The organism is Eikenella halliae (assembly GCF_001648475.1).
Lineage (GTDB): Bacteria > Pseudomonadota > Gammaproteobacteria > Burkholderiales > Neisseriaceae > Eikenella > Eikenella halliae.
The window spans coordinates 89,346-109,709 of sequence record NZ_LXSQ01000021.1; the positions used below are offsets into that span (position 1 = coordinate 89,346).

The window sequence follows — 20,364 nt, forward strand, 5'->3', positions numbered from 1 at the left end:
CCTTATTCCTGTGTTTCGGCAAACCAATGTTCGCGGGCGGCCAAAATAACGGTTTTGGCTTCTTCTTCGCTCACGCCGGTGATTTCGATCAATTCGTCGGTGGAAAGCTCGGCCAGGCTGTCGCGGGTGGTGATGCCCGCTTGCGCCAAATCGCGCAGCATGTCTTGGTCGATGCCGTTGAGGGTTTTCAGCTCTTCTTCCACTTCGTCCAGTTTTTCTTCCGACATAATGGCTAGTGTGAGGATGGCGTCGCGGGCACGGTTGCGCAGGGTTTCCACGGTGGCTTCGTCGAAGCCGATTTCCACCAGTTCGGCAGCAGGCACATAAGCCACTTCTTCCAAAGCGGCGAAGCCTTCTTCAATCAGCAGGTCGGCAGTTTGTTCGTCCACATTCAGGTGTTGCATGAACAGGCTGCGGATTTGCGCATCTTCGGCTTCGTGGCGCTCTTCGGCTTCCTGTACGGTCATGATGTTGAGCTGCCAGCCGGTTAGGTCGGCGGCGAGGCGCACGTTTTGGCCGCCGCGGCCGATGGCAGGCGCGAGCTGGTCTTCGGCCACGATAACGTCTACCGAATGGTTGTCTTCATCAATCAGAATGCGGCTGACTTCGGCGGGGGAGAGCGCGTTAATCACAAACTGGGCGGTTTCGGGCGACCACAGCACCACGTCCACCCGCTCGCCGGCCAATTCGTTGGACACGGCATTCACGCGCGAACCGCGCACGCCGATGCAGGTGCCTTGCGGATCGATGCGCGCGTCATTGGATTTGACGGCGATTTTGGCGCGCTGGCCGGGGTCGCGGGCAGCTTCTTTGATTTCCAGCAGGCCGTCTTCGATTTCCGGCACTTCCTGTTCAAACAGTTTCACCAAAAATTCGCGCGAGGTGCGGCTGAGGATAACCTGTTTGCGGCCGCTGTTGCCTTGTTCGTCCACGCGCAGGAAGAGGGCGCGGATGCGGTCGCCGCTGCGGAAGTTTTCGCGCGGGATGCACTGGTCACGCGGAATCAGCGCGTCCAAACGGCCGATTTCCACGATGATGCCGTGGCGTTCAACACGTTTGACCGTGCCCATTACCACGTCTTCGCGGCGGGCGAGGAACTCTTGCAGAATCTGCTCGCGCTCGGCATCGCGGATGCGCTGCAAAATGATTTGCTTGGCAGTTTGCGCGGCTTGGCGGCCAAAGGCCACGTTTTCCAGCTCTTCTTCGTAATATTCGCCGATTTGCAGCGGAGAATCGGGGAATTCTTCTTGGATTTCCTCGATGGTTTTCTGCGTATCGGGGTAGGTGTAGTCTTCGTCGGCTACGATTAGCCAGCGGCGGAAGGTGTGGTATTCGCCGGTATCGCGGTCGATGCTTACGCGCACGTCCATGTGTTCGCGGTCGGCCTTTTTCTTGGCGGCCACCGACAGGGCGAACTCCAATGCTTCGAATACCACTTCGGATTCAACGTTTTTTTCGCTGGCCAGGGCTTCGGCCAGTTGCAACATTTCGCGGCTCATGGGAATGAACTCTCCATTAATTAATAAATAGGCAAATTAGAATTCGGGCTTCAGGCGCGCCCGGTCGATATTGGATAATTCGATGGCGGCGGTTTTGCCGTCGAAGGCAATGGTCAGCACATCGTTTTCAAAGGTTTCGATGCGGCCGATGAAGTTTTTCTGCCCCTCAATCGGCAGGCGGGTTTTCAGCTTGACGAGGCTACCTGAAAAACGGATGAAGTCGGCTGCTTTTTTCAGCGGGCGGTCGAGGCCGGGGCTGGAGATTTCCAGCCGTTTGTAGTCCACGTCTTCCACCATGAAGAGGCGGCTCAAATGGTTGCTGACAGTGGCGCAGTCTTCCACGGTAATGCCTTCGGGCTTGTCGATAAACACGCGCAAATCGCCTTGCGCGGTGAGCTCGAAATCCACCAGTTCGTAGCCCAGGCCGGGCAGGGTTTTTTCTAAAACGGCTTGAATATCCATGATTCCCTAGTTGGAAAAACAAAAAAATGGCCTCGGGGCCATTTCTCATTTATCTCGTAAATAACTGAAAAACGGCGCGATTCTAAACCATATTCGGCAGTTTTGCAAATGTGCTTTGTGCCGGGGCGGCTGGCAGCGGGCAGGTTGTGAGAATCGCGCAACAATGCAGGATGGGAGCGAAGGGGGGATTGTGATTTTAAGCTGCTTTGAGGTTGATGTTTGGGTTCGGTAATTCGGAAACTTCGTTTTTATTTTAGATTGCAGCGGATGTTTTCAGGTAGCCTGCATCACCACGCAATGTAAAACATCGCTTTAGCTAGAAACACAATCAGCAGCATCTGCACCAGCACGGCGCGATGGATGTATTTGGAGAAGGCCACGGTCATGGTGTGGCGGCGCATACGGGTAACGGCGGCCAGGAAGTGGCAGAGGATGCTGAAAGCCAGCAGCAGCTTGATGGAGAGCTGGATAAAGAAAGAATTGGCAAACGGATTGTGGAGAATTTGCAGGTAGCGGTGCATCATCACCAGGCCGGAGGCAAACAGCAGCCCGACCACCCAAGGCATCACTTTCACCGCCCGTGCGGAAAGCGCCCGTTCCGTTTCGCGCCGCGCCTCGCGGCTGACTTTTTTGGTGTGCAGTACCGATAAAACCAGCGATTCGAACAGCACCCCGCCCACGAAGGTGATGGCGCAGAATAAGTGAATGATGTGCGCAGCGGAATAAACAGACATTTACCTGCCTTTTGATGCAATCACAGAAAAATGCGATACTCTCATAGGCAGGTAGGGCGGTCAAATCCGCCGTGCCTCTCTAGATACTGACAGAAAGGGTATATATCATGAAAAAATCTACTGTTACTTCTATTTTCACGGTTATGCTGCTTGCCGCCTCCCTGAGCGCCTGTAGCGGTATGACCACCAGACAGCGCAATATTGCTGTGGGTGCCGCGGTGGGCGGCGTGGCCGGTAGCGTGATTGGCGGTGACACCGGCTCGACCTTGGGCGGCGCTGCCCTGGGTGGTCTAGTAGGCAGCCAGATTCAGTAAGTTTCAAACCCTTGTTCATGATGCGGGCGGAAGTGTGAAAATACTTCCGCCCGCAGTTGTTTTGATGGAGTGGATTAAAAATCAAGCATGCCACGGCGTTGATTCGCCTTGCCATTATTAAGTAATGTGTATCGCAGCCGGCCGGTAAGCCGGGTTCTGTCGTTGGACAGTCATTCCTCTAGGCCGATTGTTGCCAAGCGGCTCAAGCAACCTACCCGAATGCTCGGCGAGCAGCGTCGTTGCATTCTGTTTGGTCTTGCTGCGGATGGGGTTTGGCCTGCTACGGACTGTTACCAGCCGCACGGTGCGCTCTTACCGCACCATTTCACCCTTACCTGTGCCGCGTTGCCGCGGCCATCGGCGGTTATGCTTTCTGTTCCACTTTCCGTCGCCTCGCGGCGCCCGGCCGTTAGCCGGCATCCTGCTCTGTGCAGCCCGGACTTTCCTCCCCGCCCAAAGGCGCGGCGACTGTCTGGCCTGCTGCGATACGGGCGGGATTATAACGGATTGGGTGGGAAAGGCTACCTGAAAAGTGAAAATCCGTTTTCAGGTAGCCTTTATATATGGCAACGGCGGGTAGGGTGGCGTCAACACAACGCTGTTGATTCCCACACATAAACAAGCCGCCGTCGGCACAATTTGGCAAACAACAAGCCGCAAATTTTTGGCAGAACAATCGGATTTTAATTCCAATCGATTTTGGCCTTTGGCAGATTGCCACGAATGCCAACCGCAGGGCCTACCAATCGGAGCGGTAAAGATGGGCATCGCAATGATTGCAGATAAACATCCTGCATTGGTCATTCTGGTTGCGGATACCCCAATTCTTAATACTCTTCGAGCCGCACACCCGGCATTTGATGCCCGTATCGGTTTTGCATTCGGGGTGGGACTGCAAATATTGCGGCAGGGTCGGGAGCGAACGTTTTGCCTTCCTGACCGGATAAGTATAGGCGTACCAAAATACGGCGACGGCGATAATGAAAGGGAAGAACTGCATGATATATGTCATTATTATTATCCTGTCCTTAATGGCTGGTTGGAAATCCGCTGCGTCTCTGGGTTTGCCCGCAATTGCTTTTCCGGGTGTTTTAAAAAACAAGTTGCTGCGGGGCTAGAGTTTTCAGGTAGCCCCTGTTTGCAGCAATCGCTTTATTCCATGCCCTCAAACCCTGTTACTTCCAGCCCGAAGCCGGTGAGGCCGGTGAGGGAGGAGGGCTGGCCGAGCACGCGCATTTTTTTCACGCGGAGGTTGGCGAGGATTTGCGCGCCGATGCCGTAGGTTTTGCTGTCCCACTGGCGGGTTTGGCTTTGGCCTTTGGGCAGGGTGCGGTCGAGTAGGGCGGCGCCGTCTTCGGTGCGGTGCAGCAGGATGGCGACGCCGTGTTCGGCGGCTTGGATGCGCTCGAGGGCTTGCGGCAGCGGCCAGGAGTGGCGGGGGTTGGTTTGCAGGAAATCCATGGCGCTGAAGGGCTCGTGTACGCGTACGAGGGTTTCGGTGTCGGGCTGCGGGCTGCCTTTCACCAGGGCGAGGTGGGTTTCGCCGGAGAGTTTGTCTACATAAACGTGCTGGCGGAAATCTCCCCAGGGGGTGCGGACGGGGCTGCTGCCCATTTCTTCGAGCAGGGTTTCGGTGCGGCTGCGGTATTCGATGAGGTCGGTGATGGTGCCGATTTTGAGGCCGTGCTGCCGGGCGAATTCGGTGAGCTCGGGCATGCGCGCCATGGTGCCGTCGTCGTTGATGATTTCGCAGATAACGGCGGCGGGGATGAGACCGCACATTTGGGCTAAATCGACGCCGGCTTCGGTGTGGCCGGCGCGCACCAGCACGCCGCCTTTTTGGGCGCGCAGGGGGAAGATGTGGCCGGGCTGGACGATGTCTTCCGGCCGGGCGGCGGGAGAAACGGCGGTTTGGATGGTGAGCGCGCGGTCGGCGGCGGAAATGCCGGTGGAAATGCCGTGGGCGGCTTCGATGGATACGGTGAAGTTGGTGCCGTATTGCGCGCCGTTGTGCTGGGTCATGAGGGGGAGTTTGAGTTTGTCCACCAGCTCTTCGGCCATGGGCAGGCACACGAGGCCGCGGGCGTGTTTGATCATGAAGTTGATGGCTTCGGGGGTAACGAATTGGGCGGCCATGAGCAGGTCGCCTTCGTTTTCGCGGTCTTCGGCATCGGTGATGATGACCATTTTGCCGGCTTTGAGGTCGGCTAGGATTTCGGGGATGGTGGCAATGGGGGTGGGCATGTGGCGGGTATTCCTATAAGTGGGTTGGGGGGCGGATGCGGGTGAACGGTGGTCGGTGTCGAGCCACAGCGCGGGCATACCGGCGCTGTGTTCGATTTTGCGGGCTTTGCGCTCGCCGAATGGCTTGTTTTTCAGCAGGGCGGAGAGTTCGCCCTGGTTGATGCCGGTGGCGGAGACGAAATCAATCTGCCGGCCTTGGTGCAGGCGGTCGATCCATTCGCGCAGGTTGCGGCGGCGCAGTTCGGTAATATTGATAGGGCTGGGCATGGGCTACCTGAAAATTTAAGCGGGCGAATGCAGGCCGATGCGGTTGCCTTCGCTGTCTTCGATAAAGGCGGCAAAACCGTTGGCGATGGGGAATTTGGCGGTGAGTATTTTGCCGCCGGCCGCTTCGGCGGCGCGGGCGGTTTCGGCGCAGTCGGCACAGTTGAAAAACACGGTGATGCCGCCGTAGCCGGCGGGTTGCGCGGCGGGGTCGTGCCAGAGCATGCCGCCGATGCCGTATTGCTCCCAGGCGGGGGCGAACAGATACATTGGGCGTTGCGGGTCTTTGCCGGGCACTTCTTGCAGGGGCAGGCCGAACACGGTTTCGTAGAAGCGGGCGGCACGTGCCAAGTCTTGCACATTGAGGGCAAACCAGCTTACGGGGTTTTGCGGGGTGTTGTTCATTAGCGATTCCTAGTGGTGTGGGTAGTAAACTTGGGCGACTATACGGCGCTTGGTTGGAAAAGTAAAGTTCGGCTGGAGATGACGAAAAATTACTTTTAAGCAATATCCGGTTTTCAGGTAGCCCTGCCGGCAGCCGAAGGCTACCTGAAAACCCCGTCTTGCCGCTACAATACCGTCCATTCCAATCTTTCAGGTAGCCTCAAATGAACCCTGCCCATATTCCGCAAGCCCTTCGCGCCTTGCTTGGCGAACGCGAAATCATTGCCGACCCCGCCCCGCTGCTCGCTGACCGGCGCGGCCGCTACATTGGCCAGGCGGCAGCCGCCGTGATGCCCGACAGCGTGGAAAATGTACAGAAGCTGGTGCGCTGGTGTGCCGAACACCGCGTGCCGATTACCCCGCAGGGCGGCAACACCGGCCTCTGCGGCGCGGCTGTGCCAAACGGCGGCATTTTGCTCAACCTCTCGCGGCTCAACCGCATCCGCAGCCTCAGCCTGGCCGACAACGCCATCACCGTGGAAGCGGGCGCGATTCTGCAAAACGTGCAGGAAGCCGCTGTCCAAGCCGGGCGGTTGTTTCCGCTCAGCCTCGCCAGCGAAGGCTCCTGCCAAATCGGCGGCAACATCGCCTGCAACGCCGGCGGGCTGAACGTGGTGCGCTACGGCACCACGCGCGATTTGGTGCTCGGGCTGGAAGTGGTGCTGCCCGACGGCAGCTTGCTCTCCCATCTCGCCCCGCTGCACAAAAACACCACCGGCTACGACATCCGCCAGCTCTTCATTGGCAGCGAAGGCACGCTCGGCATCATCACCGCCGCCACGCTCAAGCTCTTCTCCCCGCCGCAAACCACCGCCACCGCCTGGGTCGGCCTAAACAGCATTGAAGACGCCGTGCGCCTGCTTACCCGCATCCAAGGCCGTTTCGCCGAGCGGCTGTGCAGCTTCGAGCTGGTGAGCCGCCCCGCGCTTGCCCTCTCCGCCGCCTACAGCCGCCTCAGCCCGCCGATTGATGCCGAGTGGCACATCTTGCTCGAATTGAACGACAGCCTGCCGCGCCCCGAATTGGCCGACGATTTGGCCGGATTCTTGTTTGAACACGGCTGGGAAAACGCCGTGCTGGCGCAGTCGGAGGGCGAACGCGCCGAACTGTGGCGGCTGCGCGAAGACATCTCCGCCGCGCAAAAAGCGCTCGGTGTCAGCATCAAACACGACATCGCCGTGCCCATCGAGCGCGTGGCCGAACTGGTGGCCAACGCCTCCGCCGCGCTCAAGCAGGCCTATGAAGGCATCGAAATCATCGTATTCGGCCACCTCGGCGACGGCAGCCTGCATTTCAACACCTTCCTGCCGCACATCCGCAGCAACCAAGCCTACGAATACGAAGACGGCATCAACCGCATCGTCTATCAACACACCCTGGCCTGCCAGGGCACGATTGCCGCCGAACACGGCATCGGCCAAGTGAAAAACCACTGGCTGCCCAGCGTGCGCAGCCCCGTGGAAATCGAGTTGATGCGTGCCATTAAGAAACAGCTCGACCCGTATAACCTGTTCAATCCCGGCAAACTGTTCCCGCCGGAGGCTACCTGAAAACTGCCGCAAGCCATATCGTTTACAAACAATCCGGTAGCCGCCCAAAAGGCTACCTGAAAACCACTAACTAGCAACACAAGGAAGCCCGATCATGAACCAAGCCTTCAAAATCCGCTGCCCGCTGCCGCATTGCACCGGCTGGGTAACCCAACTCGACCCTGAAGACGGCTCGCTGTTTATGTGCGACGACTGCGGCCAAGTGTGGGAAACCAAAGCCGAGCTCGATGCCGCGATTGCCGCCATCATCGAGCGCTTCCCCTACCGCGCCGCCGTATACCGCCAAACCGCCGAAGGCTTCGCCGCCGTGCCCGAAGCCGAAGAACCGGCGGATTACGAAAAACAGGTCAACCAAGAGCCGTGGGCTTGAAGCGGCACGTTTCCCGTTGCCGTTTGAATACAGAAAAGGCTACCTGAAAGCGTGAGCTTCAACGCAGTTAAAACGAACGAAGCGAGTTTCGCTGAAACGCAGCGCCGCGAAGTTTCCATCCAGCCGGGAATTTCAGGTAGCCTTCCGCCCGCAGCGGCATCCATCTTCTGCCTGTGGAGTAGCAGCTATGTATCCGTTAAAACTGAAAACCGAAATTTACCAAGCCATTGCAACATTTTTAGATGCCTACAAGCGGCAAGACACCCAAACCTTGGCCGAGCAATTCGATATTCACGGCGGGTTTTTGGAAGAAATTGACGAAATGCTGGATTTCATTGAAGACAAAACCAAACTATGTTTCTTCCCCTTGGAGGAGATGGATAAGTTTGAATGCGGCAGCACCGGCCTGAGCATCTTCGGCGATTTGAGCGATGATGACGAGGAGGAAGAGAGTGGGGAAGCCGAGCCGGAAGGTGAAGAAGAATCCGTGGGTGTGGAAGCCAAGCTGTATGAAGAGGGCGAGGCGCAACACATCGGTTATATTGTGGGCGAATATTATTTAAACGGCCAAGAGCCGGCCTTTGTATTCCAATATTTCAGCGTGTAGCCCAACGAAAAAAAGGCTACCTGAAAATCCGCCCAGCGGCTTTCAGGTAGCCTTTTCCACTTTTCAAATTAGGCAATCAAGCCTTCATCACCTGTTTCAAAAACTGCTTCGCCCGCTCGCTGCTCGGGTTGGTGAAGAACGCTTCCGGCGTGTCCACTTCCACGATTTTGCCCTGATCCACAAAGATAATCCGGTCGGCTACTTCGCGGGCAAAGCCCATTTCGTGGGTCACGCACATCATGGTCATGCCGCTTTCGGCCAAGTCTTTCATTACTTTGAGCACTTCGCCCACCATTTCCGGATCGAGCGCGGAGGTGGGTTCGTCAAACAGCATCACTTGCGGCTCCATGGCCAAGCCGCGGGCGATGGCCACGCGCTGCTGCTGGCCGCCGGAAAGTTCGCCGGGCATGGCGTCTTTTTTGTGCGCCAAGCCCACGCGCTCCAAGAGTTGCAGCGCTTTTTCTTCGGCCTGGGAGCGGCTTTGCTTTTTCACTTTTATCGGCGAGAGCACGATGTTTTCCAGCACGCTCAAATGCGGATAAAGGTTGAAATGCTGGAACACGAAGCCCACTTCGGCGCGGATTTTGTTCAGGTCGGTGGCGGGGCTGGCCACGTCTACGCCGTCCACCCAAATTTCGCCGCTTTGGATTTGCTCGAGCTGGTTTACGGTGCGGATGAGGGTGGATTTGCCGCTGCCGGAGGGGCCGCACACCACCACCACTTCGCCTTTTTTCACTTCGAGGTTGATGTCGCTCAGAACGTGCAGTTCTTTAAACCATTTGTTTACGTTTTTGAATTTAATCATTTTCTATTTCCAGAACGGCTGGGTTGTCGGTTGGAACAATCGGCGCGGGGCGGGATTGTGTTTCAGGTAGCCTTTTGGGCTAACAGGTTGGCCAAGGCTACATATTTTTCGGGCGCGATATGCTCGGCGCGCTCTTGCGGGCTGATGCCGGCGGCCTGTAAATCATTGTCGTCGGCGAGGCCTTTGAGGTTATTGCGGATGGTTTTGCGGCGCTGGTGGAAGGCTTGTTTCACCAGGGCGGCGAATTGCCCGAAATCCTGCGCCTGCCCGATGCGGTGTTTGGCCGGAATCAGCCGCACCACGGCGGAATCGACTTTGGGCGCGGGGGAAAAGGCTTCGGGCGGCACGTCGAGCAGTTTTTCCATTTCAAAGAAGTATTGCAGCATCACGCTCAAGCGGCCGAAATCGTTGCTGCCGGGCTCGGCTACCATGCGTTCCACCACTTCTTTTTGCAGCATGAAGTGCATGTCTTCCACTTCGTCGGCATAGCGGCTGAGGTGGAACAGCAGCGGGGTGGAGATGTTGTAGGGAAGGTTGCCGACGATTTTTTTGCGTCCGGGCACGCCGGCGAAATCGAATTGCAATACATCGCCTTCGTGGATAACGAGTTTACCGGCATAGGGCCGGGTTTTCAGGTAGCCGATGATGTCGCGGTCGATTTCGCACACATGCAGGCAATCGAGCTTGGCGGCCAGGGGCTCGGTAATCGCGCCGAGGCCGGGGCCGATTTCCACTACGGTATCGGCGGGCTGCGGCCGCACGGCCTGGACGATATCGGCAATGATGCGGGAATCTTGCAGAAAGTTCTGCCCGAAGCGTTTGCGGGCGGTGTGTTGGGTCATAACGGTGAGCCGGGCGGCAGTTGGCGGGAAAAGTGCGGATTGTATCAGATTCGGCGGTGTGCTTGGGCGGCTTGCCGGTGGGCTGTTGCTAGAAATGAAAGGCTACCTGAAATTTTCAGGTAGCCTTTGCTGCCAGCAGTCGGTTTGGCTTACTTGGCAGCGGTATTTTCTTTTTGCGCGGCCTGTGCCTGTTTTTCGGCCTTAGTGGCCCAATAGGAGGCGAGGAGGGAGCCGGAAATGTTGTGCCACACGCTGAAGATGGCGCTGGGTACGGCCACCAGTGGCATCATGGCGAAGTGGGCTTTGGCCAGCGCCGCGCCGAGGCCGGAGTTTTGCATGCCGACTTCGATGGCGAGGGTTTTTTGTGCGTCGTAGGGCAGGCCAAAGAGTTTGGCGGCGAGGAAGCCTAAGGCATAGCCGATGGCGTTGTGCAGCACCACCACGCCGAAAATCAACAGGCCGGTTTCGATAATCTGCGCGCGGCTGCCCGCTACCACGGCGCCGATAATCAACACGATGGCAAGCACGGAAATCAGCGGCAGCACATCAATGGCGGCGGCAGTTTGCTTACGGAACAGGGTGTGCGCCACCACGCCCAGCACGATGGGCAGCAGCACCATTTGCAAAATGGATACCAGCATTGTGGTGGCGGAAACGTCGATCCATTGGTTGGCAAACAGGAAGAATACTGCCGGGGTGAGCAGGGGCGCGAGCAGGGTGCTGATGGAGGTAACGGCCACGGAAAGCGCCACGTTGCCGCGTGCAAGATAGGTCATCACGTTGGAGGCGGTGCCGCCGGGGCAGGCGCCCACCAACACTACGCCGATGGCCACTTCGGGCGGCAGATTAAGGGCGCGCGAGAGCAGGTAGGCGGTGGTGGGCATAATCACAAACTGCGCCACCACGCCGATGAGCACGGCTTTGGGATGTTGGCCGAGGATTTTGAAGTCGGAAGGGGCAAGGGTGAGCCCCATGCCGAACATGATGATGCCCAAAAGCCAGGGGATGTAGGGGGCGATGAAGCTGGTGAAGAGGGAAGGCGCCAAGAAGCCGGCCATGGCAAATAGCGCTGCCCACAGGGCAAAAGTGTTGCCGATGAAGCGGCTGAATCTTTGTAAAGCTGTCATGATGGTTTTTTGCAATTTTTAACAGGAAGGGCGAAGGATACAAGAAAGCAGGGTTGCGGGACAAGGGGCGGGCTACCTGAAAAGTGTAAAGGCTGCGTGGTATCGTCCGGTGCTGCCTCTATTAGCAAACCAATTTGAATTAAAGATGTTGTTTGGCGGGAGTTGGATGAGGAAGAGCGTGGGCAAACTGCCGCTGATCGATGTTCTGCGCACGGTATTTCCTTTCGGCTGCTACGATGTCGGCACATTGTTTTTTCACCCGAAACCCACAGTATTTGGCTGATATACGGCGAAATGTATATGGAGCCGGTGGCCGATAGTTTTGAAGAGTTTATGGAAAAAGCAGTGTTGGATTAAGAAATATAGTGAATTAAATTTAAACCAGTACAGCGTTGCCTCGCCTTGCCATACTATCTGTACTGTCTGCGGCTCGTCGCCTTGTCCTGATTTAAATTTAATTCACTATAGGATTTCGGTTAGCGGCGGTGTCGGATGACGATGCAAAAGGGCTGTTTCATATGTTTGGAGCAGCCCTTAAATGTTTTCAGGTAGCCTTTGCCGGGGAGGGTAAAGGCTACCTGAAAATATCAATATATAGAGACCTTTGCAAAATTCCCCAAAATCCCCTAAATTCCCACCAAGACATTTAGGGGATTTCTCATGAGCACCTTCTTCCAGCAAACCGCCCAAGCCATGATTGCCAAACACATCGACCGCTTCCCACTATTGAAGTTGGATCAGGTGATTGATTGGCAACCGATCGAGCAGTACCTGAACCGTCAAAGAACCCGTTACCTTAGAGACCACCGCGACCGTCCCGCCTATCCCCTGTTGTCCATGTTCAAAGCCGTCCTGCTCGGACAATGGCACAGCCTCTCCGATCCCGAACTCGAACACAGCCTCATCCCCCGCATCGACTTCAACCTGTTTTGCCGTTTTGACGAACTGAGCATCCCCGATTACAGCACCTTATGCCGCTACCGCAACTGGCTGGCGCAAGACAACACCCTGTCCGAATTGCTGGAACTGATTAACCGACAACTGACCGAAAAAGGCCTAAAAGTGGAGAAAGCATCCGCCGCCGTCATTGACGCCACCATTATTCAAACCGCCGGCAGCAAACAGCGTCAGGCCATAGAAGTCGATGAAGTAAGGACAAGTCAGCGGCCAAACCACACCGAGTAAAGATAAAGATGCCCGTTGGACAAAGAAAAACGGCCTCTACAGACTCGGTTACAAACAACATACCCGTACCGATGAGGAAGGCTATATCGAGAAACTGCACATCACCCCCGCCAATACCCATGAGTGCAACCACCTGTCGCCTTTGCTGGAAGGCATTGCCGAAGGTACGACCGTCTATGCCGACAAAGGCTACGACAGTAAGGAAAACCGGCAACATCTGAAAGAGCATCGGTTGTTAGACGGCATTATGCGCAAAGCCCACCGCAACCGTCCGCTGACAGAAGTGCAAACCAAACGCAACCGATATTTGTCGAAGACCCGTTATGTGGTCGAACAAAGCTTCGGTACGCTGCACCGTAAATTCCGCTATGCCCGGGCAGCCTATTTTGGGCTGATTAAAGTGAGTGCGCAAAGCCATCTGAAGGCGATGCGTTTAAACCTGTTGAAAGCGGCTAACAGGCTAAGTGTGCCCGCTGCTGCCTAAAAGGCGGCCCGGATGCCTGATTATCGGGTATCAGGGGAGGATTAAGGGGGTATTTGGGTAAAACAGGAGGTATTGGGGGAGGGAAATAGCCGAAAACCTGTGTTTGGGTTCTGGCTGTCAGCGAAAAGGTGAAGAGAGGTATTTTGTAAAGGTCTCATATAGTGAATTAAATTTAAACCAGTACAGCGTTGTCTCGCCTTGCCGTAACGTGTGTACTGTCTGCGGCTCACCGCCTTGTCCTGATTTAAATTTAATCCACTATATTGTTTTACCGAACGATTTCCGCCAGCGGCCAGCGCGGGCGCACGTTGAATCCGGCGGCAGGCTGCGCTTGTTGCAGGTGCATGGCGCCGGCAAAGGCGATCATGGCGCCGTTGTCGGTGCATAAAGGCAGCGGCGGGAAATAGGTGCGCACGGCTTCGGGCTTGGCTTTGGGGTTGGGGCGCACTTGCAGCGCGGCGAGTTCAGCGCGCAGTTTCCAGTTGGCGCCCACGCCGCCGGCTACCACAAGGGTGCGGTAGCCGGTGTGCAGTAGGGCTTGGCGGGACTTGGCCAGCAGCACATCCACCACGGCGTCTTGGAATGCGCGGCAGATATCGTTGCGGATGGCGTCCGGCAGGCTGCCGCCGTGTTCGGCGCGCACGTTTTGCACGGCGGTGAGCACGGCGGTTTTGAGGCCGGAGAAGCTCATCTGCAAATCGCGCGAATGCAGCATGGGGCGGGGAAAGGCGAAGGCATCGGGGCGGCCGAGCTTGGCCAATTCGGAAAGTTTTGCGCCGCCGGGATAGGGCAGGCCGAGCAGTTTGGCGGTTTTGTCGAAGGCTTCGCCGGCGGCGTCGTCCACGCTTTCGCCGAGCAGTTCGTAGTTGCCGATGCCGCGCACGGCCATGAATTGGGTGTGGCCGCCGGATACGAGCAGGGCAACGAAGGGAAAGCCGGGCTTCTCTTCGGCTAACAGCGGGGAGAGCAGGTGGCCTTCGAGGTGGTGTACGGGGATCACGGGTTTGCCCAGCGAAAAGGCGAGCGCGTTGGCATAGGCGCTGCCGGCCAAGAGCGCGCCGCCAAGGCCGGGGCCTTGGGTGTGGGCAACGGCGTCGATGTCGGCGTAGTTTTTGCCGGCTTCGTGCAGGCAGGCTTGGGTAAGCGGCACGAGGCGGCGGATGTGGTCGCGGCTGGCCAGCTCGGGCACCACGCCGCCGTATTCGGCATGCATGGCCATTTGGGTGTGCAGCCGGTTGCCGATGAGGCCGTGTTTGGTGCTGTAGAGCGCCACGCCGGTTTCGTCGCAGGAGGATTCGATGCCGAGAACGAGCATGATAAGAGGCTACCTGAAAAATCAAAGGCTGTATTTTATCGCAAATCAAATTGGCTTTCGCTATGGCGTTGGCTTGCTAGGGCAGTAAATGTCGGTATGTGCTTGGGCAGGGGATGGGGTTCATGCGGATGGGTGGATTGACATACACCTCAGATGAAATGGGGTTGGAAACTGTTGGCTAATGCAGGTGGGAATAGAGCTTGTTGTTTTTTCGCACAGGTTAATTTTGGTTAATTGAATGTAATTTGCAGGTGGTGAGGAGGCATGATAATGAGGTTAGTAGTAGCAGGTTTGTGCTGATATTGGTATGAAAAATATATTATTTTTTCTGATTTGATTAGAGTTTTCTTCTTATTGGGGAGTTATCCGTTAATTAATAGTATTGTTTGCTTAGCACATTGGATAAGAACGATTTTGGCGGCAGATGTTTGCGCGTGGTAAGTAGAGTGGGCAGTTTAATTGCCAGCTCCCAACGAACAGCGGATAATACGCGGCAATTCTTGATTGGAATTTATCTGTAAGACGGCTAGAGGTCTGCAGATAGGGAATTTTTTAAGTTATAACTTGAACTTTGTTAGAGGTAATTCAACATGAAAAAATCTTTATTGGCTGCTGCCATGATGTCTTTGTTCTTGGCTGCTTGTGGTGGTTCTGCTCCGGCTCCTGCCGCTTCTGATGCTTCTGCCGCTTCTGCCGCTTCTGGCGCTGCTGCAATGGCTTCTGATGTTGCCGGTGCTGCTTCTCAGGCTACTGCTGCCGTTGAAGGTGCTGCTTCTCAAGCTACTGCCGCTGTTGAAGGCGCTGCTTCTCAGGCTACTGCTGCCGTTGAAGGTGCTGCTTCTCAAGCTACCGCTGCCGTTGAAGGTGCTGCCAGTGCTGCCAAATAATTTGGCGGTTTAAAACTTAAGCAAAAGCCCCGCATCTGCGGGGCTTTGTTTTATGGCTAAAGCACTTCGATTCTTTCAGCCTAGATGGGCTTTGATGCGCTCATGTATGGTTTGCGGCTGATAGCCGTGTATGAAAAAAAGATGTGCTTATAGTGAATTAACGAAAACCAGTACGGCGTTGCCTCGCCTTGCCGTACTATTTGTACTGTCTGCGGCTCGTCGCATTGTCCTGATTTTTGTTAATTCACTATAGTTCTCACGGAGGGATTTTTGATGCTGCCGGGTGTTTCCCCAGTGGTTTATTAAATCTGAATCCCTTCATATGCGGATAGGCTATCCTGAAAGCTGCATTTTCAGGTAGCCTTTTTGCGCTTTACAGCCCGCCGTAGGAGTGCAGCCCGCTCAAAAACATATTCACGCCGATAAAAGCGAAGGCGGTGATGAAGAAACCGATAATCGCCCACCACGCCAAGGGCTTGCCGCCCCAGCCGCGCACCAGGCGGATATGCAGCCAGGCCGCGTAGTTGAGCCACACCACCAGCGCCCAGTTTTCTTTCGGGTCCCAGCTCCAATAACGCCCCCAGGCATCGGCTGCCCACAGCGCGCCGAGCACGGTGGCTGCGGTGAAGAAGAGGAAGCCGATGGCGATGGCCTGATACATGGCTTCTTCAATCACTTCGGCTTCAGGTAGCCGCAACGAGGGGCGGCGCAGTTTCATCAATTCGGCCACGCCGAGGAAGGCGGCCAGGCAAAATGCGCCGTAGCCGATGAAATTGGCCGGCACATGCAGCTTCATCCACCACGATTGCAGGGCGGGAATCAGCGGCCGGATTTGCTGGGCGTTGCGGCTGAAGGTGTACCACAGCACGAAGCCGACCAAAATCAGCTGCAGGGTGTACACAAACACGCCCAGCCGCTGCAGGCGGAACTTGCCTTCGTAATACAGAAACATCAAAGCGGTGATGACGATAAACAGGATGAACACTTCATACAGGTTCGAAATCGGGATGTGGCCGTCGCGCGGGCTGATAAGGTAGCTTTCATGCCAGCGCACCAGCATGCCGGTGAGCCCGGCGGCAGCGGCCGCCCAAGCCAGGTAGCGGGCGATGCGAAGCAGCATGGGCACGGCGTGCGTGTTGTTTGTTTCCGCCTGTTTGTTTCCGCCGAGCAAACCGAGCGCGTAGCACAGCCAGGACATCGGCACCAGGGCGCACAGCCAGCCGATAGCCGATTGGCTGGCGAGAAAATAGCGCAGCAGGAAGCGTTCGCCGTTGGCCATCTGCCCGGCATAGAGCACGGTGGCGGCATAGGCCAGGGCGATGCACAGCGGCATCAGCAGGCGCAGCGGTTTGTAAAACCAGCCCAGCCACACGGCGGCGGCGGCACTGAGCCATAAAATGCACACTTCATATATGTCCATGCGGTGCGGCAGCAGAATCTGCACCGCAGCGGCAATGGCCATCATCAGGGCGGCAAACAGCCAGTCGGCTACAGAAAGCAGCTTCCAGAAACGCTGCTCCTGCAACAGCTCGTGCTGCGGCAGCCGGTGTGGGGCGCTGGCTGCCTGTTTTTGCGACAGGGCATCGGGCGGGTTAGGGTTGGTCATGGTTCAATTCCTGCGCCAGGCGCGTGAGGTGTTGTGTGTGTGTGGCGAAAATCGGTTCCAGCTGCCGTTTGAGACGGGCAGAGCTCATGGCGAAGCGGGCTTGGCCGTTGTCATACAGCAGCCAGGCGCGTTGTTCACGTAGGTAAAACATAAGCGCCGTGCCCAAAATCAGCAGTACAGAGCCTAGATACACTAGGCCTTGGCCCGGCGATCGGGTCATCTGCAGGCCGGAGGATTTTACTTCGTTGTAGCCGTTTAATTGCAGCAACACCGGCGAGCCGAAGCGGGTGAGGCCGGTGTAGGCATCGAAGCTGTTGATTAAGAAACGGTTGCGCTCTTCGCTCTGCGGCCAGTCCAGCCCTTGTTCGGCCAGCGCTTGCTCGAGGGCGATATTGCCCGCGCCGAAAAGCATTTGGTAGAACAATTCGCGCATCCGGTCTTGTTCGGCGGCGGGGATTTGGTTTTCCACAAATCGGTTGATGCCCACATAGCCTTCGCGGGCGAACAGCTCCAAAATATTGCCCAAGGCTTCGCGGAAGCGGGCTTTGGAAGGCTCGGGCATATCGGCCACGGCGCGGTCGAGCACGGCTGCGCGCAGCTCGGGCTGGAGCAGTACGGCGCGCAAGTGCATGAAGGTGTCGGGCTTGCCGTTTTTATCGGCGGGAATCATCAGCCAGCGGTAGTCTTCGCTGTTGCTGCCGCGCTCGCCGGTGGCGAAGTAGAAATCGCCGCCGCGCCGCAGGGGCAGCATGTAGTTGACATATTCGCGCGCTTGGCCGGCTTGGTCGCGCAGGCGGAAGGTGATGGTGGGGCCGACGTTGCGCAGGGCATCAGACTGCCGCACGCTACGTGCCTCGTTGAGGCGGTGGCGCAGATTGGAAGGTTGCGAGGCGGCGTTATCGGTTTGCTCTTCGTCTTCCACGTTCAGCGGGCGCAGTTCGGTGAATTCGAGCGTGTATTGTTGAGTTTGGTTTGGGCCCAGGTGCAGCGGGAAGGCGCTGAGCGAGGCGGCTTTGAGTTCGGTGCTGGTGGCGGAGGGCGTGCCCAAGTTCCAGGCGCGGAAGGTGAGGCCGGAGCCGCCGTCGCCGAAGCTGGCCTGATAGAGCGAGATGCCGTGCAGGGTGAAGGGATGGTTCACTTTCACGGTGGGGGTGTAAATTTGGCCGCTTTGCCGGTCGGTTACGATCAAATCGCTGGCAAAGTTTTTCGGCATGCCGTTTTCGTAGTAATCCACGTGGAATTGTTTGAGGGTTACGCTAAACGGCAATTCCTGCACCAAAAGCCCGTCACCGGTGTCGAGAAACACTTCCTGCACGGTTTGCCCTTCGCGGATGTTTACATTGCCGCGAAACGATAAGGTATTGCTGCCCAAGCGGCTTTCTTTGCCGAAATCGTTGGAGAACTGGGCGGTTTTGTTGGGCTTGAGGCTACCTGAAAACATGGCCAGCTTAATCGGCAGGTTGCTGTCGATGAGGCCGCCCAGGCAAATCACGATGATGGCGGTGTGGGCGAAGATATAACCCCATTTGTTGAGGCTGCCTTTTTTGGCCGCGATGATGAAGCTGCCGTCTTCGCGTTGTTGGCTTTGCACGGCGAAGCCGGAAACTTTCAGGTAGCGTTCGGCAATTTCGGGGGCGGGCGCGGCGGCGAGCAAGGTGCTGTGCTTCATGGCGGACAACGAGCGGGCGGAGGCGCTCAGGCGGAAGCTTTTCATTTCGCGCAGGAAAGGCGGGATGTTGCGCCACAGGCACAGGCCGGTGGAAAGCATCAAGAATGCCAAAATCGCCACAAACCACGGCGCGGAATACACATCATACAAGCCGAGGAAGCGGAAAATCTGATGCCAGAACGGCCCGAATTCCACCACATAAGCCACCTCGGCCTGATTTTGCTGCAACACCGTGCCGATCACCGAAGCGAGCGCGAGCAGCGAGAGCAGCGCCACGGCAAAGCGCATGGAGCTGAAAAAGGCAAACCAAGGCCGCCGCAACAGCGGGGTTTTGGCGGGTTTTGGGGTACTCATAACCGAAAATCCGGAGCAGAAACGTGGGATTGAAACGGCGGGATTATAACTGATTTGCCGCGGCCGCTTGGCTTATATCGTGAATTAAAATCAGAATGCTGCCGAGTTGGACAGCTTGACTGTGCGCCGCTTCTGCCCACCCACTCTATCGGCATAAGGGGATAGCGCGGCTGAGTGGATGCAATAAAGGCTACCTGAAACCGGATTATGGTTTTTCAGGTAGCCTTGATTGATACGGGCGAAATGGCGGAAACGGTTTGAACTGCGTTGAAGCGGCGTTTTAGCTCCGCAGGAACTCACTTCGCTCGTTTTAACTCCGTTAAAGCTCACGCTTTCAGGTAGCCTATTGATGCTATGGATAACAACGCCGGCGGATTGCCACAATCTTCTCTGCTGCGGCCACGCAGTCGGCCACGGGGGCGACCAGCGCGATGCGCACATAGCCCGCGCCGGGGTTGCCTTGCGCGGTGTCGCGCGCCAGAAAGCGGCCGGGCAGCACTTGGATGGCGGCTTCGCGCCACAGGGTGCGAGCGAAGGCCAAATCGTCGCCATCCGGCGCTTGCAGCCAAATATAGAACGAAGCATCCGGCCGTGTTACCTCAAAACCCTGCGCCAGAATCGGCAGCACGCGGGCGAATTTTTCCTGATACAGGCGGCGGTTTTCCAACACATGCGTTTCATCGTTCCAGGCGGCGATGCTGGCCATCTGCACGGGAATGCCCATGGCGCTGCCGTGGTAGGTGCGGTAGAGCAGGAAATCTGTGAGCAGCGCAGCATCGCCGGCCACGAAACCGGAGCGCAGGCCGGGCACGTTGGAGCGTTTGGAGAGGCTGGTGAACATCACCAGTTTGCTGAAACCGCGCCCCAATTCGGCAGCGGCCTGCAGGCAGCCGATAGGCGGCTCGCCTTCGAAGTAAATTTCGGAATAGCATTCGTCGGCGGCGATGATGAAGCCGTAGCGGCTTTGCAATTCAAAGAGTTCTGCCCAGTCGGCTTTTTGCATCACACTGCCGCAGGGGTTGTGCGGCGAACAAACGAATACCAGTTTCACGCGCTGCCACACGGTCTCAGGAATGCTGCCCCAATCGGGCTTGAAGTGCGGAGCGCGGCAGTTGGCAAACGCAGTTTCCGCCCCGGCCAGGAGCGCGGCGCCTTCGTAAATCTGATAAAACGGATTGGGGCACACCACCACGGGCTTTTCCTGCTCGTTGCCGCCCAGCGCCGCCTGTACGAAGGCAAACAGGGCTTCGCGGCTGCCCAGCACGGGCAGGATTTCGCTGTCCGGATCGAGCGTGATGCCGTAGCGGCGTTGCAGGAAACCGGCGCAGGCCTGGCGCAGTTCGGGCAGGCCGGCAGTTTGCGGATAGGCATCGAGGCGCGGCAGGGCGGCGGTGAGCGCGTCGGTGATCACAGCGGGGGCGGGGTGTTTGGGCTCGCCGATTTGCAGCGGCACGGGCGCAACGCCCTCGGGTGGGTGTATGCCCTGCATTGCTTCACGCAGGCGGGCGAAGGGGTAGGGCTGGAGTTGGGACAGGTGCGGGTTCATGGCGGGCTGGTGTTTGGTGTTAGGGGAAAGGGGGTATTGTAGTCGGCAGGCATGGG

Annotated in this window: 19 protein-coding genes, 1 other RNA gene and 3 pseudogenes; 6 read left to right on the forward strand and 17 right to left on the reverse strand. The window is 57.1% G+C overall.

Going from position 1 to position 20,364, the window contains the following annotated elements; genetic code table 11:
- Positions 1–2: 2 nt before the first annotated feature.
- The 3 genes from nusA to A7Q00_RS09210 form a co-directional block, all read right to left on the reverse strand.
- On the reverse strand, positions 3–1,499 hold the full coding sequence (gene nusA, locus A7Q00_RS09200) for a transcription termination factor NusA (RefSeq protein WP_064090260.1): 1,497 nt from the start codon (positions 1,497–1,499) through the stop codon (positions 3–5).
- 36 nt (positions 1,500–1,535) lie between these two features.
- On the reverse strand, positions 1,536–1,961 hold the full coding sequence (gene rimP / locus A7Q00_RS09205) for a ribosome maturation factor RimP (protein ID WP_064090261.1): 426 nt from the start codon (positions 1,959–1,961) through the stop codon (positions 1,536–1,538).
- 287 nt (positions 1,962–2,248) lie between these two features.
- The gene (locus A7Q00_RS09210) at positions 2,249–2,695 is read right to left on the reverse strand and encodes a CopD family copper resistance protein (protein WP_064090262.1); all 447 of its coding nucleotides are present in this window, start codon (positions 2,693–2,695) and stop codon (positions 2,249–2,251) included.
- A gap of 107 nt (positions 2,696–2,802) precedes the next feature.
- Here A7Q00_RS09210 and A7Q00_RS09215 point away from each other — a divergent pair, with 107 nt between their 5' ends.
- Positions 2,803–3,009 (forward strand): glycine zipper 2TM domain-containing protein, encoded by a 207-nt coding sequence (locus A7Q00_RS09215; protein ID WP_064090263.1) that lies wholly within the window; start codon positions 2,803–2,805, stop codon positions 3,007–3,009.
- Between the two features lie 129 nt (positions 3,010–3,138).
- Here A7Q00_RS09215 and rnpB read toward each other — a convergent pair.
- From rnpB to A7Q00_RS09235, 4 genes are all read right to left on the reverse strand, one after another.
- An RNA gene (rnpB, locus tag A7Q00_RS09220) (RNase P RNA component class A) lies at positions 3,139–3,493 on the reverse strand.
- A gap of 255 nt (positions 3,494–3,748) precedes the next feature.
- Complete coding sequence (locus A7Q00_RS09225; protein WP_064090264.1) at positions 3,749–4,021, reverse strand: hypothetical protein; 273 nt, start codon at positions 4,019–4,021, stop codon at positions 3,749–3,751.
- A 140-nt stretch (positions 4,022–4,161) separates the two neighbouring features.
- On the reverse strand, positions 4,162–5,520 hold the full coding sequence (ribBA, locus tag A7Q00_RS09230) for a bifunctional 3,4-dihydroxy-2-butanone-4-phosphate synthase/GTP cyclohydrolase II (protein ID WP_064090265.1): 1,359 nt from the start codon (positions 5,518–5,520) through the stop codon (positions 4,162–4,164).
- A 15-nt stretch (positions 5,521–5,535) separates the two neighbouring features.
- A complete protein-coding gene (locus A7Q00_RS09235; RefSeq protein WP_064090266.1) occupies positions 5,536–5,922 on the reverse strand; it encodes a VOC family protein in 387 nt (128 codons plus the stop codon).
- Positions 5,923–6,125: 203 nt separating this feature from the next.
- On the opposite strand from A7Q00_RS09235, the gene A7Q00_RS09240 reads away from it, so the two are divergent.
- The 3 genes from A7Q00_RS09240 (at position 6,126) to A7Q00_RS09250 (ending at position 8,488) form a co-directional block, all read left to right on the forward strand.
- Complete coding sequence (locus tag A7Q00_RS09240) at positions 6,126–7,511, forward strand: FAD-binding oxidoreductase (RefSeq protein WP_064090267.1); 1,386 nt, start codon at positions 6,126–6,128, stop codon at positions 7,509–7,511.
- A 94-nt stretch (positions 7,512–7,605) separates the two neighbouring features.
- Positions 7,606–7,881, forward strand: a complete 276-nt coding sequence (locus tag A7Q00_RS09245) for a hypothetical protein (protein WP_064090268.1) — start codon at positions 7,606–7,608, stop codon at positions 7,879–7,881.
- A 187-nt stretch (positions 7,882–8,068) separates the two neighbouring features.
- A complete protein-coding gene (locus tag A7Q00_RS09250) occupies positions 8,069–8,488 on the forward strand; it encodes a hypothetical protein (protein ID WP_064090269.1) in 420 nt (139 codons plus the stop codon).
- A 76-nt stretch (positions 8,489–8,564) separates the two neighbouring features.
- On the opposite strand, the gene A7Q00_RS09255 is transcribed toward A7Q00_RS09250, so the two are convergent.
- The 4 genes and pseudogenes from A7Q00_RS09255 to A7Q00_RS13605 form a co-directional block, all read right to left on the reverse strand.
- Positions 8,565–9,293, reverse strand: coding sequence for an amino acid ABC transporter ATP-binding protein (locus tag A7Q00_RS09255; protein WP_064090270.1), 729 nt, complete (start codon positions 9,291–9,293; stop codon positions 8,565–8,567).
- 62 nt (positions 9,294–9,355) lie between these two features.
- Positions 9,356–10,135: a 16S rRNA (adenine(1518)-N(6)/adenine(1519)-N(6))-dimethyltransferase RsmA gene (gene rsmA, locus A7Q00_RS09260; protein WP_064090271.1), complete on the reverse strand. Its 780-nt coding sequence runs from the start codon at positions 10,133–10,135 to the stop codon at positions 9,356–9,358.
- Positions 10,136–10,284: 149 nt separating this feature from the next.
- Positions 10,285–11,262 carry a bile acid:sodium symporter family protein gene (locus A7Q00_RS09265; RefSeq protein ID WP_064090272.1) on the reverse strand — a complete coding sequence of 326 codons (978 nt, stop codon included), beginning with the start codon at positions 11,260–11,262 and terminating at the stop codon, positions 10,285–10,287.
- Positions 11,263–11,615: 353 nt separating this feature from the next.
- Positions 11,616–11,729 (reverse strand): annotated as a pseudogene (locus A7Q00_RS13605) (IS5/IS1182 family transposase); the annotation flags it as partial.
- A 193-nt stretch (positions 11,730–11,922) separates the two neighbouring features.
- On the opposite strand from A7Q00_RS13605, the pseudogene A7Q00_RS09270 reads away from it, so the two are divergent.
- Positions 11,923–12,931, forward strand: a pseudogene (locus tag A7Q00_RS09270) (IS5 family transposase).
- Between the two features lie 156 nt (positions 12,932–13,087).
- Here A7Q00_RS09270 and A7Q00_RS14320 read toward each other — a convergent pair.
- Positions 13,088–13,206, reverse strand: a pseudogene (locus A7Q00_RS14320) (IS5/IS1182 family transposase); the annotation flags it as partial.
- Positions 13,200–14,246: a tRNA (adenosine(37)-N6)-threonylcarbamoyltransferase complex transferase subunit TsaD gene (gene tsaD, locus A7Q00_RS09275; protein ID WP_064090273.1), complete on the reverse strand. Its 1,047-nt coding sequence runs from the start codon at positions 14,244–14,246 to the stop codon at positions 13,200–13,202. The gene tsaD and the pseudogene A7Q00_RS14320, both read right to left, overlap by 7 nt.
- A 590-nt stretch (positions 14,247–14,836) precedes the next feature.
- Here tsaD and A7Q00_RS09280 point away from each other — a divergent pair.
- Positions 14,837–15,133: a hypothetical protein gene (locus A7Q00_RS09280; protein WP_082887813.1), complete on the forward strand. Its 297-nt coding sequence runs from the start codon at positions 14,837–14,839 to the stop codon at positions 15,131–15,133.
- A gap of 373 nt (positions 15,134–15,506) precedes the next feature.
- Here A7Q00_RS09280 and ccsB read toward each other — a convergent pair whose 3' ends face one another.
- From ccsB to dapC, 4 genes are all read right to left on the reverse strand, one after another.
- Positions 15,507–16,739, reverse strand: coding sequence for a c-type cytochrome biogenesis protein CcsB (gene ccsB, locus A7Q00_RS09285; RefSeq protein ID WP_179946224.1), 1,233 nt, complete (start codon positions 16,737–16,739; stop codon positions 15,507–15,509).
- Entirely contained in the window at positions 16,726–18,762 is a 2,037-nt protein-coding gene (locus A7Q00_RS09290) for a cytochrome c biogenesis protein ResB (RefSeq protein WP_064090275.1), read from the reverse strand. The genes ccsB and A7Q00_RS09290 overlap by 14 nt, the downstream gene beginning before the upstream one ends.
- Positions 18,763–18,852: 90 nt before the next feature.
- Complete coding sequence (locus tag A7Q00_RS13620; protein ID WP_156503791.1) at positions 18,853–19,146, reverse strand: hypothetical protein; 294 nt, start codon at positions 19,144–19,146, stop codon at positions 18,853–18,855.
- Positions 19,115–20,308 carry a succinyldiaminopimelate transaminase gene (gene dapC, locus A7Q00_RS09295; RefSeq protein WP_064090276.1) on the reverse strand — a complete coding sequence of 398 codons (1,194 nt, stop codon included), beginning with the start codon at positions 20,306–20,308 and terminating at the stop codon, positions 19,115–19,117. Before dapC ends, A7Q00_RS13620 begins: the two co-directional genes overlap by 32 nt.
- Between the last annotated feature and the right edge of the window lie 56 nt (positions 20,309–20,364).

What these genes read in the sequence shown, in the direction of transcription:
- nusA (WP_064090260.1), bottom strand. Translation starts at nt 1,499, where the DNA reads ATGAGCCGCGAAATGTTGCAACTGGCCGAAGCCCTGGCCAGCGAAAAA.
- rimP (WP_064090261.1), bottom strand. Translation starts at nt 1,961, where the DNA reads ATGGATATTCAAGCCGTTTTAGAAAAAACCCTGCCCGGCCTGGGCTAC.
- A7Q00_RS09210 (WP_064090262.1), bottom strand. Translation starts at nt 2,695, where the DNA reads ATGTCTGTTTATTCCGCTGCGCACATCATTCACTTATTCTGCGCCATC.
- A7Q00_RS09215 (WP_064090263.1), top strand. Translation starts at nt 2,803, where the DNA reads ATGAAAAAATCTACTGTTACTTCTATTTTCACGGTTATGCTGCTTGCC.
- A7Q00_RS09225 (WP_064090264.1), bottom strand. Translation starts at nt 4,021, where the DNA reads ATGACATATATCATGCAGTTCTTCCCTTTCATTATCGCCGTCGCCGTA.
- ribBA (WP_064090265.1), bottom strand. Translation starts at nt 5,520, where the DNA reads ATGCCCAGCCCTATCAATATTACCGAACTGCGCCGCCGCAACCTGCGC.
- A7Q00_RS09235 (WP_064090266.1), bottom strand. Translation starts at nt 5,922, where the DNA reads ATGAACAACACCCCGCAAAACCCCGTAAGCTGGTTTGCCCTCAATGTG.
- A7Q00_RS09240 (WP_064090267.1), top strand. Translation starts at nt 6,126, where the DNA reads ATGAACCCTGCCCATATTCCGCAAGCCCTTCGCGCCTTGCTTGGCGAA.
- A7Q00_RS09245 (WP_064090268.1), top strand. Translation starts at nt 7,606, where the DNA reads ATGAACCAAGCCTTCAAAATCCGCTGCCCGCTGCCGCATTGCACCGGC.
- A7Q00_RS09250 (WP_064090269.1), top strand. Translation starts at nt 8,069, where the DNA reads ATGTATCCGTTAAAACTGAAAACCGAAATTTACCAAGCCATTGCAACA.
- A7Q00_RS09255 (WP_064090270.1), bottom strand. Translation starts at nt 9,293, where the DNA reads ATGATTAAATTCAAAAACGTAAACAAATGGTTTAAAGAACTGCACGTT.
- rsmA (WP_064090271.1), bottom strand. Translation starts at nt 10,135, where the DNA reads ATGACCCAACACACCGCCCGCAAACGCTTCGGGCAGAACTTTCTGCAA.
- A7Q00_RS09265 (WP_064090272.1), bottom strand. Translation starts at nt 11,262, where the DNA reads ATGACAGCTTTACAAAGATTCAGCCGCTTCATCGGCAACACTTTTGCC.
- tsaD (WP_064090273.1), bottom strand. Translation starts at nt 14,246, where the DNA reads ATGCTCGTTCTCGGCATCGAATCCTCCTGCGACGAAACCGGCGTGGCG.
- A7Q00_RS09280 (WP_082887813.1), top strand. Translation starts at nt 14,837, where the DNA reads ATGAAAAAATCTTTATTGGCTGCTGCCATGATGTCTTTGTTCTTGGCT.
- ccsB (WP_179946224.1), bottom strand. Translation starts at nt 16,739, where the DNA reads ATGACCAACCCTAACCCGCCCGATGCCCTGTCGCAAAAACAGGCAGCC.
- A7Q00_RS09290 (WP_064090275.1), bottom strand. Translation starts at nt 18,762, where the DNA reads ATGAGTACCCCAAAACCCGCCAAAACCCCGCTGTTGCGGCGGCCTTGG.
- dapC (WP_064090276.1), bottom strand. Translation starts at nt 20,308, where the DNA reads ATGAACCCGCACCTGTCCCAACTCCAGCCCTACCCCTTCGCCCGCCTG.